At 59.0% G+C, this 12,984-nt stretch carries 13 protein-coding genes and 1 tRNA gene; 7 read left to right on the top strand and 7 right to left on the bottom strand.

What is annotated here, in order from left to right; genetic code table 11:
- The first annotated feature begins 169 nt into the window (after positions 1-169).
- The 3 genes from ACLRDN_RS02650 (at position 170) to ACLRDN_RS02640 (ending at position 2,105) form a co-directional block, all read left to right on the top strand.
- On the top strand, positions 170-889 hold the full coding sequence (locus ACLRDN_RS02650) for a hypothetical protein (RefSeq protein ID WP_413458852.1): 720 nt from the start codon (positions 170-172) through the stop codon (positions 887-889).
- 186 nt (positions 890-1,075) lie between these two features.
- Positions 1,076-1,855 carry a molybdate ABC transporter substrate-binding protein gene (locus ACLRDN_RS02645; protein ID WP_413458851.1) on the top strand — a complete coding sequence of 260 codons (780 nt, stop codon included), beginning with the start codon at positions 1,076-1,078 and terminating at the stop codon, positions 1,853-1,855.
- Between the two features lie 82 nt (positions 1,856-1,937).
- Positions 1,938-2,105 carry a hypothetical protein gene (locus ACLRDN_RS02640; RefSeq protein WP_413458850.1) on the top strand — a complete coding sequence of 56 codons (168 nt, stop codon included), beginning with the start codon at positions 1,938-1,940 and terminating at the stop codon, positions 2,103-2,105.
- A 291-nt stretch (positions 2,106-2,396) separates the two neighbouring features.
- Here ACLRDN_RS02640 and ACLRDN_RS02635 read toward each other — a convergent pair whose 3' ends face one another.
- Together ACLRDN_RS02635 and ACLRDN_RS02630 are read right to left on the bottom strand one after the other, a co-directional pair.
- Positions 2,397-3,290, bottom strand: coding sequence for a hypothetical protein (locus ACLRDN_RS02635; protein ID WP_413458849.1), 894 nt, complete (start codon positions 3,288-3,290; stop codon positions 2,397-2,399).
- A gap of 218 nt (positions 3,291-3,508) precedes the next feature.
- Positions 3,509-4,789 carry a hypothetical protein gene (locus ACLRDN_RS02630; RefSeq protein ID WP_413458848.1) on the bottom strand — a complete coding sequence of 427 codons (1,281 nt, stop codon included), beginning with the start codon at positions 4,787-4,789 and terminating at the stop codon, positions 3,509-3,511.
- A gap of 200 nt (positions 4,790-4,989) precedes the next feature.
- Between ACLRDN_RS02630 and ACLRDN_RS02625 the strand changes: the two genes are divergently transcribed.
- Positions 4,990-5,063: transfer RNA gene (locus ACLRDN_RS02625), tRNA-Gly, on the top strand.
- Positions 5,064-5,144: 81 nt separating this feature from the next.
- Positions 5,145-5,864: a tRNA (guanosine(46)-N7)-methyltransferase TrmB gene (gene trmB / locus ACLRDN_RS02620; protein ID WP_413458847.1), complete on the top strand. Its 720-nt coding sequence runs from the start codon at positions 5,145-5,147 to the stop codon at positions 5,862-5,864.
- Positions 5,865-6,053: 189 nt separating this feature from the next.
- Here the strand turns inward: trmB and ACLRDN_RS02615 are convergent, their stop codons facing one another.
- The 4 genes from ACLRDN_RS02615 to ACLRDN_RS02600 all read right to left on the bottom strand — a co-directional run bounded on the left by ACLRDN_RS02615 (position 6,054) and on the right by ACLRDN_RS02600 (position 11,636).
- Complete coding sequence (locus tag ACLRDN_RS02615) at positions 6,054-7,622, bottom strand: methyl-accepting chemotaxis protein (protein WP_413458846.1); 1,569 nt, start codon at positions 7,620-7,622, stop codon at positions 6,054-6,056.
- 236 nt (positions 7,623-7,858) lie between these two features.
- A complete protein-coding gene (gene recQ / locus ACLRDN_RS02610) occupies positions 7,859-9,712 on the bottom strand; it encodes a DNA helicase RecQ (protein WP_413458845.1) in 1,854 nt (617 codons plus the stop codon).
- A 38-nt stretch (positions 9,713-9,750) separates the two neighbouring features.
- Positions 9,751-10,623: an undecaprenyl-diphosphate phosphatase gene (locus tag ACLRDN_RS02605; protein WP_413458844.1), complete on the bottom strand. Its 873-nt coding sequence runs from the start codon at positions 10,621-10,623 to the stop codon at positions 9,751-9,753.
- Between the two features lie 158 nt (positions 10,624-10,781).
- Positions 10,782-11,636: an undecaprenyl-diphosphate phosphatase gene (locus ACLRDN_RS02600; RefSeq protein WP_413458843.1), complete on the bottom strand. Its 855-nt coding sequence runs from the start codon at positions 11,634-11,636 to the stop codon at positions 10,782-10,784.
- 359 nt (positions 11,637-11,995) lie between these two features.
- Here ACLRDN_RS02600 and arsC point away from each other — a divergent pair, with 359 nt between their 5' ends.
- A complete protein-coding gene (gene arsC, locus ACLRDN_RS02595) occupies positions 11,996-12,358 on the top strand; it encodes an arsenate reductase (glutaredoxin) (RefSeq protein WP_413458842.1) in 363 nt (120 codons plus the stop codon).
- Between the two features lie 122 nt (positions 12,359-12,480).
- Positions 12,481-12,648, top strand: a complete 168-nt coding sequence (locus tag ACLRDN_RS02590; protein ID WP_008325257.1) for a hypothetical protein — start codon at positions 12,481-12,483, stop codon at positions 12,646-12,648.
- Here the strand turns inward: ACLRDN_RS02590 and ACLRDN_RS02585 are convergent.
- The gene (locus ACLRDN_RS02585) at positions 12,645-12,950 is read right to left on the bottom strand and encodes a YkgJ family cysteine cluster protein (RefSeq protein WP_413458841.1); all 306 of its coding nucleotides are present in this window, start codon (positions 12,948-12,950) and stop codon (positions 12,645-12,647) included. The two genes, ACLRDN_RS02590 and ACLRDN_RS02585, sit on opposite strands and share 4 nt — an antisense overlap.
- Positions 12,951-12,984 lie beyond the last annotated feature (34 nt).

Raw genomic sequence — 12,984 nt, 5'->3', positions numbered from 1 at the left:
GCGCGCAAAAACTTCGGTGCCCGGGGCCAGGAATTTACATCCTGCAGCGGCATTTCAGTCCAAACGGACTGATTTCATTTGGGGACGCGAGCATTAGAATTTGATCAATGCCTCCCCTGACTTCCCTGCCTGCACTCTCAGCCGCGACGCGGCCACGAGGAGCCTTCCCATGCCGCTGGTGCCCGCCCTTCTCCTTCCCAGGTCGTCGGCCGTGAGCGAGCACGTCCATGTGCTGCCCCTCCACCGCCGCGTGCAGCTGACGATGGAGGCCGGCTTGGCCGCTGTCGGCGTGATGTTGCTGGCCATCACGTTGCTGGCGCGTTCGCTGCCGACCTATACCGCCTGCACGTCGGTGCTGACGGCGCTGCTGTGCGGCGGATGCTTTGCGCACCTGCTGGTGCGCGGGCGGCGCGGCCTGCCCGAGTCGCCACGCAAATCGACGATGCTGGCGACCTTGATCGTCTGCGTTTTCCTGGCGGGATTGTCGGATGCGGGGCTTGCCAAGGATCAACGTGTAGATTCGCTGGCGATGGCGGTGAGCGCATTGCGCCATGGGGTGTTGCCGCTGGGCATATTTACGTATTGGCTGGTGTTCTGCGGACCCGTGGTGCTGGTGTGGCGCACGGTGCTGCCCTTTGCACCGCTGCTGGGATGGCTGGGATTTGCGGTGATGCAGTCGGTCCAGGCGAGGCAGGTGCGATTTCCCTGGCGCGCGCCGGGCTGGCCGGCGTGGGCCGAAGCGGCAATGCTGGCGGGCTTGATGGTGGTGTTGTTTGCGGTGGGACTGCTGGTGCTGAAGGTGGTCAAGGATTGTCTGGTGGATGCGGGCAGGCGGTCGCGGGCGTTTGGGGATTGGGATGCGGCGAAGTCATCGCGGATGCTGCGTTGAACGCGGGCGATGACGAGGGCGGGACGGTCGTCGTTTTTGTCGCTGCGCATCGATTTCAGGTGGTGGTTTTTTAGCCGCCTACGGGGCGCAAACGCGGCGTTTGCACGCGTCGTATAATTTGCGCCGACGTGCTTTCTGTTCTGCCGCCACATCCCCTTTCCCTGCCTTCCATCGCCTGGAGTCAACGTGCGTGCGTTCCGTCTTTCGTTTTTCTTCGCTGCGAGTTTTTCGCTTATCTCCCCCTTTGTTGCCCTGCCCGCTTCTGCGGACGAACTCCGCGTGCTTGCCGCCGGCGCGATTGCGCCCATCGTGCGCACGGTAGCGGTCGATTTCGAACGGCGCAGCGGCATTCATGTGAAGGTCGACAATGCCACCGGCGGCGTAGTGGACAAGCGGGTGCGCTCCGGTGAACCGGCCGATGTAGTCGTGGCACCGGAGGGCGTCTTGCGCGGGCTGGGCAAGGATGGCTACCTGAACCTAGCCAGCGAGCGCGCGATTGCGCGCGTGGGGATCGCGGTGGCGGTCAAGCAAGGCGCGCCCTCGCCGGCCATCGCCACCGTGGCGCAATTCAGGAAGGCGTTGCTGGACGCGCCTTCGGTCGCAATGATCGATCCGAAGGCGGGAGGATCCAGCGGGATCTATCTGGAGAAATTGTTTGAACAGCTTGGCATCGCAGGCCAGATGCATGCCAAGGAAGTACTGGTGCCGGGCGGGTTGGTGGCGGAAAAACTGGTGGATGGAAGTGCCGTGCTGGCACTGCATCAGCAGAGCGAAATTCTGCTGGTCAAGGGGGCGAAGCTGGTGGGGCCGTTGCCGGCGGCCATTCAGAATTACACCGTGTATGTGGGGGCGGTGGGGGCGCGGTCTTTATCTGCGGTGGCGGGGCGGGCGTTTTTGACGCTACTGGGGGAGGAGGAGGCGCGCAGGGCGATGGTGGAACATGGGTTGGTGCCTGAGGTTCAGTGATGACGATGTCCAACCCGATACGCGCAATCGGCCCGAGGGCGGGATACTGCGAACAAACACTCCACATCAGGAGCCAGGCATCATGAGCGAACGTCGTGTTCCTCCCGTCAGTCCGATTCGCGGCATTCGGCCGCTATCGGAGGTCAGCGTCAAACGGACTTATTTTCGGCAGCTGAATCAATGGCGCAAGATGTCCGAGAAATATGCGAAAGAGAGGAAGGCGCGGGAGGGAAAGGGACCGGAAGAATAAGCCCGAAAACTAATTTCGCCGGTGATCACGGTGATAAATTGGCACATGCGGCGGCCAGTAGGGTGATCAGGAACATCTTAACCAAACTAGTCAACCTGAACGCAAGTAAAGTAGGAGCGATCTGAAGACATTATGAAAATTCAGTCCGAGCAATTAAAAATTTCTAATTGCTGAGATTAAGTATTTTTCACCTTGCAATGACCTCAGATCGCATCCTTAGAAAGGCAAATCGGAGTCATTGAAGAACCAAAGGTCCAAAGAAGATCGACTACCGATACTAAAGACAGAATCTTAAATTTTCGCTGAAACCAGATTACTACTTGAAACCCTTAATGCGTAATCAGAATAATGGGCACCGAACTCTGCTGGCAATCGAAGCGCTTTGCAGAGATAGCTACTAGCCATAACCAAAAACTTACTGGCATGGGGATTTTCGATCAAAATTTGCCTGCTCAAAAAAGTTCCATCTAGCCCATTAAGGAACATAAGACTTAATTCTCGAGCGAGTAATGACGCTGGAAGAGTTTGCTGAGGCGCCTGCAGAAGCTCTCGTACTAGCTGCTCAAATTTTCCAAGCTCAGGGAAAATATCCAAAGCGTCAGCAGCTTGAGAACCAGACGTAATTTTCTTTATTTTTTGTGCTGCCTCCAGATTTTCATAACCACCATATAAAAGCGCTAACAGAGGTGTTGAAAACTCATCTCTTGTGGTTGGTTTAAGCAGAACCAAAAATAATCGGCTTGCAAGCTCCGAAAGTGCTAAAAGAAAAAGACAAAGTGCATCACCAAAAATCGACAGATGATCTGCCTTAGCAGGATCTAATTCATTACGAATCGTTCTTAACTTTGCCACAATTTTCCTACACCTTTCCCCCGGATCTTTGATTATCCAATAGCGAGAGGAGGAAAATGCTAAATAGTCCGCAAGCAACGGGTGCTTGGATCTCATGGAGAAAAAAACTTCCCATGCATCGATATTCGCAGCTGCGGAATCAATGGGAAAAGTACTCCCTCCCATTCCTTTTGCCAGGTCTTCAAACTCCTCCTCCCTGAGCAGCGAGATATTCAAGTCGGTCGCACTTATCCGATGATCGTGACTAATAGCTACTTTGTTATTTAGTACAACAAACCCGTGTGTGGAACCAGCTTTCGTCATTACTCCATGGAGCCAGAAAGCTCGGCTCATGGCTGACTCCTTCGCACTGCTTTTGCAATCGAAAACGACACGGACATGCCCTCCAATTGGTGATGGGCATATCCCTAGAACATCTAAATCAGTTAATAGATACTTGATTTTTTCGGTTTGTCGATAAGGCTCCATAACAACTTCCGGTTGCGGAAGCCATCTTTTTGAGACACACAGCCTTAACGCCAGAATCTTTTGCGCGCGATCCTTAAGCATTCCTAGAACCCTTCTAAAAGAAGTTGTCGCACTTCAAATTCAGACTCTTCAGAAAGAGTGATTTTTTCTCTCTCGCGCATCAACCGTGCGCTAACGAGCGACTCGACATATTCTTGCGAGCCAGTCATCGCTCGCAAAGCATCATCATCAACCCCCTGCTTAGGAAGTGCTCCGTCGGTTATCAAACTGTAAGCGGCGTTCAAAGCTTCACGATTTTCCGGAGTATCAATGATTTGCAGTTGTTTATAACCGTTAGGAAGTGTGATCAGTTGAGCGATGCGAAGATAAACCAAATTTTGATATTGTTCACCGTAATCCGTCGTGGAACCAAGCTTCAAGTCTGTCTTCAATTTGTACAAGACCGCGCCAGGACTTCTTATAGCGAACTTATTTGGAAGTAATTGGCCTTGTCGAACAGCGGAGACGATCGCCAGAGATTTCTCATATTGATCTCGCTTGAGGGGACTTATATTAGTTCCCCCTGGAGTTGGGGTGAAGATGAAACTCGACTGACCAGAATGCGCTGTGGTTATGGAAGGCGGCTTAACCACGCCATCTTGAGCCAATTGTTTTAGCAGAAGAATGTCATCCGGTGATATTTTTGTCCCAGAAATTTCTCCAGTACGCTCTATGATGGGAAGCGGCCAACCTTGTGCCTTACGAATCAGCTCTAATGTTTTTTTTATGCCCGCACTGCCACACTTGGCGACATGATCGGCGAACAACTCTGCATTTTCAGAGAAGTATGTGGGATTAATTAGGATTGTCTTAGAACGGGCGCGTTTCGCTAAAAGAAAATTTCCTTTTTCCCCCAATTCGATACTTGCATTAAAGGCTTTTCTGTCAGCGCCCAATTGGCCAGCAAGTGAATCGGTGTTATGTGGGGATTGAGCTAGGCGATCGACAATTTGCAAAGTCAGACTTTCGAACTCATCTAACTCGCCCGACGTAACTAAATACTCTCCAATACCATCGTATAAATCATCAAAGAAGGGAACTAGAGGCAATATTGTCTCGATCTTTTTACCTGTCTTCTGAATCTTCACGAATTCAATCTCAGCTAGTAGATCGACAATTCTATCCACCGAGAGGCGAGGAATACCCAGCATCGTCGATGCGACTAGTTTTAATCGCTCGTAATCAACAATTGGAAGCCCACGAATATGCAGAGCTAGCTGAACGGCCATACCAATTTCAGGAATTCGCTCAAATCGAGGAACCTCCCTATCTTTAATTGCCAACTGAATTTCATGGCAACGTGCCACAGCAATTTTTCGATCCATTCCCCTCTCCAATTAAAAATTTTCTAAATTGTTAGCTCTCAGTCTATTTGCCGCGACTCCACCAATAGTCGACTTTTAAAGCTTAACTTAAAGTTAAAAATTGCGCTAAGAAATGGATGCTATGCTGATATCAACATTTCGCCCAAACAGTTTATCGGTTGGAAAACACCGGTTGTATCGAGGTATAATCCCGGCGTCTCGCGGGTGTAGCTCAATGGTAGAGCAGGAGCTTCCCAAGCTTAAGACGAGGGTTCGATCCCCTTCACCCGCTCCAGATCGCTTCCCTGCGGCCCTGTTCGCCCGTCCCTGACCGGTGCGACTTTGCGGGCCGCGCCTCAATTGCTTCGAGTCATCCATGTCTGAAAACAAATCCGGCAAGCCGCTGTTCTATGATCCCAGCGAGCGCCGCATCCGCAGCTTCGTCACCCGCGCCGGGCGTGTCTCGGTCGCGCAAGGACGCGCGCTGGAAGAACTGGGACCGCGCTTTCTGGTCCCCTACGACAAGGCCCCGCTGGACCTGGCCGCCACCTTCGCACGCCAGGCGCCGACCATCCTCGAAATCGGCTTCGGCATGGGCGAGACCAGCGCCAAGATCTCGGCCCTCATGCCCGAGAAAAACTTCATCGGCGTCGAAGTCCATACCCCCGGCGTCGGCAGCTACCTCAAGCTGATCGGCGAAGGCAACCTGGACAACGTGCGCATCATCCAGCACGATGCCGTCGAAGTGCTCACCAACATGATCGCCCCCGACTCGCTCGCCGGCGTGCACGTGTTCTTCCCCGATCCTTGGCACAAGGCGCGCCACAACAAGCGCCGCCTGATCCAGTCGCCCCTGGTGCAACTGATCAGCACGCGCCTGGCCCCCGGCGGCTATCTCCACTGCGCCACCGACTGGGAAGAATATGCCATCCAGATGCTGGAAGTCCTGTCGGCCGAACCGACCCTGAAGAACACCGCCACCGATCCCTCCGGCTACGTGCCGCGTCCGCACTACCGCGATACCACCAAGTTCGAAAACCGTGGCCTGCGCCTCGGTCACGGCGTGTGGGATCTGGTGTTTGAAAAGCGCGCCTGAGCACGCGCGCAGGATGCACGGTTCATGCATTGGATCGTGCATCCTGCAGGTGATGAAAGAAAGTGATCACATCGCGGAATCACCAAGGTGATGAATAAAAGCGATCACCTGAACTGATCACCCGTATCACCCAAGGATCGCAACAGCGGCATGCCACGACGGCATGCCGTTTTCATTTGCGCCGTGGCCTCACTTGAGCTTGAACACAGCCACCGCCTGTGACAGCGATTCCGCCTGGAACTGCAGGCTCTCCGCCGCTGCAGCAGCTTCTTCCACCAGCGCCGCATTCTGCTGCGTCACGCCATCCATCTGCACCACCGCCTTGTTGACCTCATCGATCTCTGCGCTCTGCTCGCGGTTGGCGACGTTGATGTCATCCATGATCTCTGCCACTTTGTGGATGGCCGTGATGATGTCTTCCATGGTGCCGCCCGCGCCATTGACCAGGGCCGAGCCGGCGTTGATCTTGCCGACCGAATCATCGATCAGTTCCTTGATCTCGCGCGCGGCCGTTGCGCTGCGCTGGGCCAGGCTGCGCACCTCCGAGGCCACCACCGCAAACCCGCGTCCCTGCTCGCCGGCGCGCGCGGCTTCCACTGCGGCATTGAGCGCAAGGATGTTGGTCTGGAAGGCGATGCCGTCGATGACGCTGATGATCTCGACGATGCGATGCGAACTCTCCTCGATGGCCTGCATGGTCTGCACCACTGCACCAACCATGTCGCCGCCCTTGCGCGCCACGCCCGAGGCATGGTCAGCCAGTTGATGGGCCTGGCGTGTGTTCTCGGCGTTCTTCTGCACGGTGGAGGTGATCTCTTCCATCGAGGCGGCCGTCTCTTCGAGCGAACCGGCCTGCTCTTCCGTGCGCTCCGACAAGTCACGGTTGCCGCTGGCGATCTCGGTGGCCGCCACCGTGATGGACCCCGTGCCGCTGCGCACTTCAGCGACGATGCCGGCCAGGTTGTCGTTCATCTCTTTCAATGAGTGCAGCAGTTGCGCCGTTTCGTCCTTGCCACGAATGACGACCTCTGAGCGCAGGTCACCGGCCGCTACCGTCTGGGCAATCTGCACCGCTTCGTCGAGCGGGCGCACGATGCTGCGCACCAAGGTCCAGGTGATGGCCAGGCCCAGCAGCAGCGACAGGCCGATCGAGACCAGCAGCAGCAAGCGCGCCTGCTGGTAGTCGAACAGACTGTCGGCATTGAGCGCTTCACGCGTCTTGCGGCTGTGCTCCAGCACGGCGACGACGATGTCATCGATCATCTTGGTCGGCACGCGATCCACTCCCTTGACCTGTTCATCCACCCGCGCGACCGAGGCGGGATCGTCGGCGGCGTAGAGCTTGAGGGCTTCCAGATAGCGATTGAGCAGCTCGGCATGGGCCTGCTGGGCCTTGCGGGCGGGCTCGGCCTCCATGCCGATGCGCGGCATCAGGGTTTCCAGGGTCTTGAGCTGCTTCTGGGTGGCGGCGCTTTCATCGATGAAGGCCTGGCGGTATTTGTTGAAGGCGGCGGGGTCCTTGCCGCGCAGCAAAGTGTTCTTCCACTCCTGCACCTGGATCTTGAATTGCACCTGGGCACTGCGGGCGACATCGACCGACTGCTCAATGAGGGCCCCCGTCTCCATCCCCTGCGCCCCCTGGCCGTAGACTTCCCCGACCGCCATCACGCCCCGGATGCCGACAAAGGCGATGGCCGCCAGCAGCAGTACCGACAGCATGCCCAGGCGCACGCCTATCTTCAGATCATTGAGTTTCATGTAGCCCCCCAGCTCACCTTGGTTGGTGTTGAACGCGATTCCCCGTGCTTGATCATATCGTCAGGGATGGTCAGCAAATCAGCGAAGAGGCCGGTAAAAGTGCCGTATGAAGGAAAGTTGTATTACAGGCGCAACGTCGCCCGCAAACGCCCGCCCGGCGCTGCACAGCGCTGGTGCGGATGGCGAAGGAAATGAAGAGATTTGACGAGAATCGACGAGTTTCCGTCATCGGCCCGTCATGCGTCGGCCGACGCCATGCCGGCGATCAGGTCGATGATCTGGGCACCATAGGTTTCCAGCTTCTTCTCGCCCACACCGGTGACGTGGCGCAGGTCGTCCAGCGATTGCGGCCGGGCCTTGGCGATCTCGCGCATGGTGGCATCGTGGAAGATGACGTAGGCCGGCACGTTGTGTGTGCGCGCGGTCTCCATCCGCCACCAGCGCAGCTTCTCGAAGAGCGCCTGCTCTTCGCTGCTGAGGTCGGTCTCGACGAAGGTGGAGCGCTGCGAGCTGCGCTTGGCTTTTTCGGGCTTGCGATAGCGGCGCAGCTGCACCTGCTGTTCTCCGCGCAGCACCGGGCGCGCCGCCTCGGTGAGCTTGAGGGCGCTGTAGTTTTCGGCATCCACCGTCAGCAAACCCAGCGCAATCACCTGGCGCAGGATGGCGCGCCATTCCGCCTCGCTGCGATCGCTGCCCACGCCGAAGACGGAAAGTTGATCATGGCGCCATTGCTTGACGCGCTCGCCATCGATGCCGCGCAAGACCTCGATCACATGGCCGGGAGCGAAGCGCTGGTCAACGCGATAGACGGTCGAGAGCAGCTTCTGCACCTCGACCGTGGCATCGAAAGAAACCGGGGGCGTGAGGCAGGTGTCGCAATTGCCGCAGGGGCTGGATTTCTCGCCGAAGTAATCCAGCAGGTGCACGCGCCGGCAGTGCAGCGTCTCGCACAGGGAGAGCATGGCATCGAGCTTGGTGCCGAGCACGCGCTTGAAGGTCTCGTCGGCTTCGGATTCGTCGATCATGCGGCGCTGCTGCACCACGTCCTGCAGGCCGTAGGCCATCCAGGCGTCGGCCGGCAGGCCATCGCGGCCGGCGCGGCCGGTTTCCTGGTAGTAGCCCTCCACGCTCTTGGGCAAATCGAGGTGGCAGACGAAGCGTACGTCGGGCTTGTCGATGCCCATGCCGAAGGCGATGGTGGCGACCATCACGATCTTGTCTTCGCGCAGGAAGCGCGCCTGGTTCCGGGTGCGCAGCGCGTAGTCCATGCCGGCGTGATAGGCCAGTGCATTGAGGCCTTCGCCACGCAGGAACTCGGCCGTCTCTTCGACCTTCTTGCGCGAGAGGCAATAGACGATGCCGGCGTCTTCCGGGTGTTCGTTCTTGATGAAGTCCAGCAACTGCTTGCGGCCGTTGGCCTTTTCCACGATCTGGTAACGGATGTTGGGACGATCGAAGGAGGAGACGAACTGGCGCGCATCTTCCAGCTGCAGGCGGTGGATGATTTCTTCGCGGGTCTGCTGGTCGGCCGTGGCCGTCAACGCGATGCGCGGGACCTGCGGGAAGCGCTCGTGCAGGATCGAGAGTTTGATGTATTCCGGACGGAAATCGTGGCCCCATTGCGAGACGCAGTGCGCCTCATCGATGGCAAAGAGCGAGATGCGGGCCGACTCCAGCAGATCCAGGCAGCGCGGCGTCATCAGGCGCTCGGGGGCGACGTAGAGCAGGTCCAGGTCGCCCTGGCGCAGGCGGCGCTCGATCTGCAGCGCTTCGTCGAAACTCTGGGTGGAATTGAGGAAGGCCGCCCGCACGCCGACTTCGGCCAACGCATCGACCTGGTCCTGCATCAGCGCGATCAGCGGCGAGACCACCACGCCGGTGCCCTCGCGCAACAGCGCCGGCACCTGGTAGCAGAGCGACTTGCCGCCGCCGGTGGGCATGAGGACAAGGGCATCCCCGCCCCCGGCGACGTGCTGGACGATCTCGCCCTGGTGACCGCGGAAGGACGAGTAGCCGAACACCGTCTCCAGCACGTGCAATGCACGTTCTTGCTGGGTGGCGCCGGGAGGCAGGGAATCGAAATCGACCATGGAAAAACCTGAAGCTGCTGCGTAGCGAAGGCGCTATTTTATTGCAGCCAGCCTCGCGACACCGCCAACAGCAGGAAAACACCCAGCGCAGCTCGATAGACGATGAAGGGCCATGTCGAGAAACGCTCCAGGAATTTCATCAATCCCCAGATGGCGGCGAAGGCCGACACGCTCGCCACGGCCAGCCCGAAGAGCAGCACACCCCAGGCTTCCAGCGGGATATGGGCGTGCAGCAAGACCGCCAGTTCCTTCAGTCCGGCCAGGGCGATGGCAGGCAAGCCCAGCAGGAAGGAAAAGCGCGCCGCTTCTTCACGGCGGAAGTTCAGGAACAGCGCGGCCGTGAGCGTGGAGCCGGACCGCGAGACGCCCGGGATCAGCGCGCCCACCTGGGCCAGGCCGACGATCAAGGCATCGCGCAGGCGCATCTGGTCGACGCTGCGGCGATGGCGGCAGACCATTTCGGAGATGGCCAGCAGTACCGCCATGACGATGCAGGACCAGCCGATCACGGTCAGGCTGCGCAGCGGCGAGCCGCAGGCATTCAGGACATGCGACAAGGCCAGCCCGGCAATGCCGATGGGGATGGTGGCCAGGATGATGGCCATGGCCAGCTTGAACATGGGATCGCTGAAATCGCGGCGGCGCCAGGCCGCCAGGCTGCCGCCGGTGACCGCGCTCACATCGCGCCGGAAGTAGCTGATGACGGCCGCCAGCGCGGCCAGCTGCATGGCCGCGGAGAAGGCCGAACCCGGATCATGCCAGCCGAGGAAGGCCGGCACCACGCGCATGTGGGCGGTCGAGGAAATGGGGAGCAGTTCGGTGATGCCCTGGACGATGCCGAGGAAACCGATCTGCGCATAACTGAGGGAGGCAAAGCCGATATCAAGCCCGGCGCTGCAGACGTTGGCCATGGGGTGTGCTCTGAAGGGAGTTGGCGAAAAGGAAGTTGTAGACCGTCGCCGGCAGCGAGGCCGGCCACGGGTGCTGCAGTGTACCGCGCCCGCCGGGGCGCTGGCTGACAGGCGCCTGACGCCCGCACAGTCCATGCACGGGCATCAGGCAGGGGGGCTTACTCCACCCAGGCGATAGCGCCGGTATAGGCGGTCACCAGGACGATGATGCCGAAGACGATGCGATACCAGGCGAAGAGGGTGAAATCGTGCGAGCTGATGTAGCGCAGCAGCCAGCGCACGCACAGGAAGGCCGAGACGAAAGCAGCCACGGTGCCCACGGTAAACAGCGGCACGTCGGCCGCCGACAGCAGGGCGCGCTCCTTGTAGAGCGAATAGATGGTGGCAGCGAACAGGGTCGGGATGGCCAGGAAGAACGAGAATTCGGTCGCTGCCTTGCGCGACAGGCCGAACATCATGCCGCCGATGATGGTGGCACCCGAGCGGCTGGTGCCGGGGATCAGCGCGAAGGCCTGGGCGATGCCGACTTTGAGGGCATCCAGCGGGGTCATGTCATCCACTGTTTCGACGCGCGCCGAGGCCATGCTCATGCGGTCCTTGTTGCGGCGTTCCACCCACAGGATGATGAGGCCGCCGACGATGAAGGCGATGGCCACCGAGACCGGGTTGAACAGCACATCCTTGATGCGGCGGCTGAACAGGAAGCCCAGGATGGCCGCCGGCAGGAAGGCCACGATCAGGTTGATCACCAGGCGCTGGGCCTTGCGGTCGGTGAACATGCCGGTCAGCACGGTGGCGATGCGGACCCGATACTCCCAGCACACCGCCAGGATGGCACCGGCCTGGATGACGATCTCGAAGACGTCGGCCTTTTCCTTGGAAAAACCGGGGCCGGTGAATTGCAGCAGGCTGTTGGCCAGGATCAGGTGGCCGGTGGAGGAAATGGGCAGGAATTCGGTCAGGCCTTCGACGATGCCCATGATGAGCGCCTTGAGCGCGAGGAGAGTATCCATACGGGTGCTGTGGGTGGCTGTTGATGTGGGGTTGAAGGGAAATGAAGGAAATGGCTGCTTTCAGGCCCGAAAGCCCGCTGATCCGCTTCGTTTGGCACCGATGACCGGGCAAATACGAAGCAATGGGCGGTTTTCTGGACGCCGGCGACGGCCGAACCCTGCAAAAATGCTGTTGAAGGGCCATCCGGAGTGAATTTCTACGCCCTGAAGCGGCCGTTCGACCACGGCAGGCTGAAAAAAGTGCACTCGGTGCGCTGCAACAAAAATGGATTTTACCTTAGCAGGGTGACAAAACTGACGTTTTACTGTCAGCTATCCGCGCTAAGATGGCTTTTTCATTCCCTCTTCCACCTGACGATATGAGCAAGAACACCGGCATCACGATCTATCACAACCCAAAGTGCGGTACCTCGCGCAACGTCCTGCAAGGGCTGCGCGACGGCGGCGTGGAGCCGACCATCATTGAATACCTGAAGCATCCGCCCGACCGCGCCACGCTCGAAGGCATCATCAAGGACATGGGCGTGCCGGTGCGCGAGGTGGTGCGCAGCAAGGAAGCGCTGTACCAGGAACTGGGGCTGGATGCGGCAGGCGTGACCGACGCGCAGCTCATTGACGCGATGCTGGAACACCCGGTGCTCATCAACCGCCCCATCGTGGTGGCGCCCAAAGGCACGCTGCTGGTGCGTCCGAGCGAAAGGCTGGCGGAAATCTTCCCCTGAGCACCGGAACGGGGCGCATCGGCCCGACATCAGCAGTCATTTGATGCCAAACTGGCCAGAAGCGCCCAATCCGTGGTACAAAGGCGGAGTTCCTCCCTCCCCCTATCGACTCAGGAGCAGCGGTGCATCATCGACACGAAGAAAGTACTGCCGATCTGAAGGAGCTGACCACCATCGCTCCCATCAGCCGTGAAGCCCATGCCGCACACCTCAAGGAAAAGGTGGATACCCGCCGGCTCATCGAGGATATCCGCGAAGAAGCCCGACGGCGGCGCGAGGAAGCCTTCTAGACAGGCTTCCCAGCTTCAGGTGCCCCACCTCGCCGGCCAGCTTGGCTGCCCGGCGCCGTCAGCGTCTCCAGTTCACTGAGCCAGGCGATGGCCTGACCGCGATTGTCTCCACACATCTCCACGGATGGCTGCAAGCCGGCGCAGAAGTCCGGACGTTCGGGCTGTCCGAAGATCTTGCAGCGCATGTCCTCGCCCAGTTGCACGCACGGCACGCCGGCCGGCTTGCCCTCGGGCATGCCGGGAATCGGGCTGGTGATGGATGGGGCGATGCAGCAGGCGCCGCATGCGTCTCGGCAGTTCATGGACTTTCCTGGTGGTAGGTGGCGCGGGGGGACT

Origin of the sequence: Herbaspirillum huttiense (assembly GCF_047300815.1) — a bacterium.
Taxonomy (GTDB): Bacteria; Pseudomonadota; Gammaproteobacteria; order Burkholderiales; family Burkholderiaceae_D; genus Herbaspirillum; species Herbaspirillum huttiense_A.
This window is presented reverse-complemented; position numbering and strand designations above follow the sequence as displayed.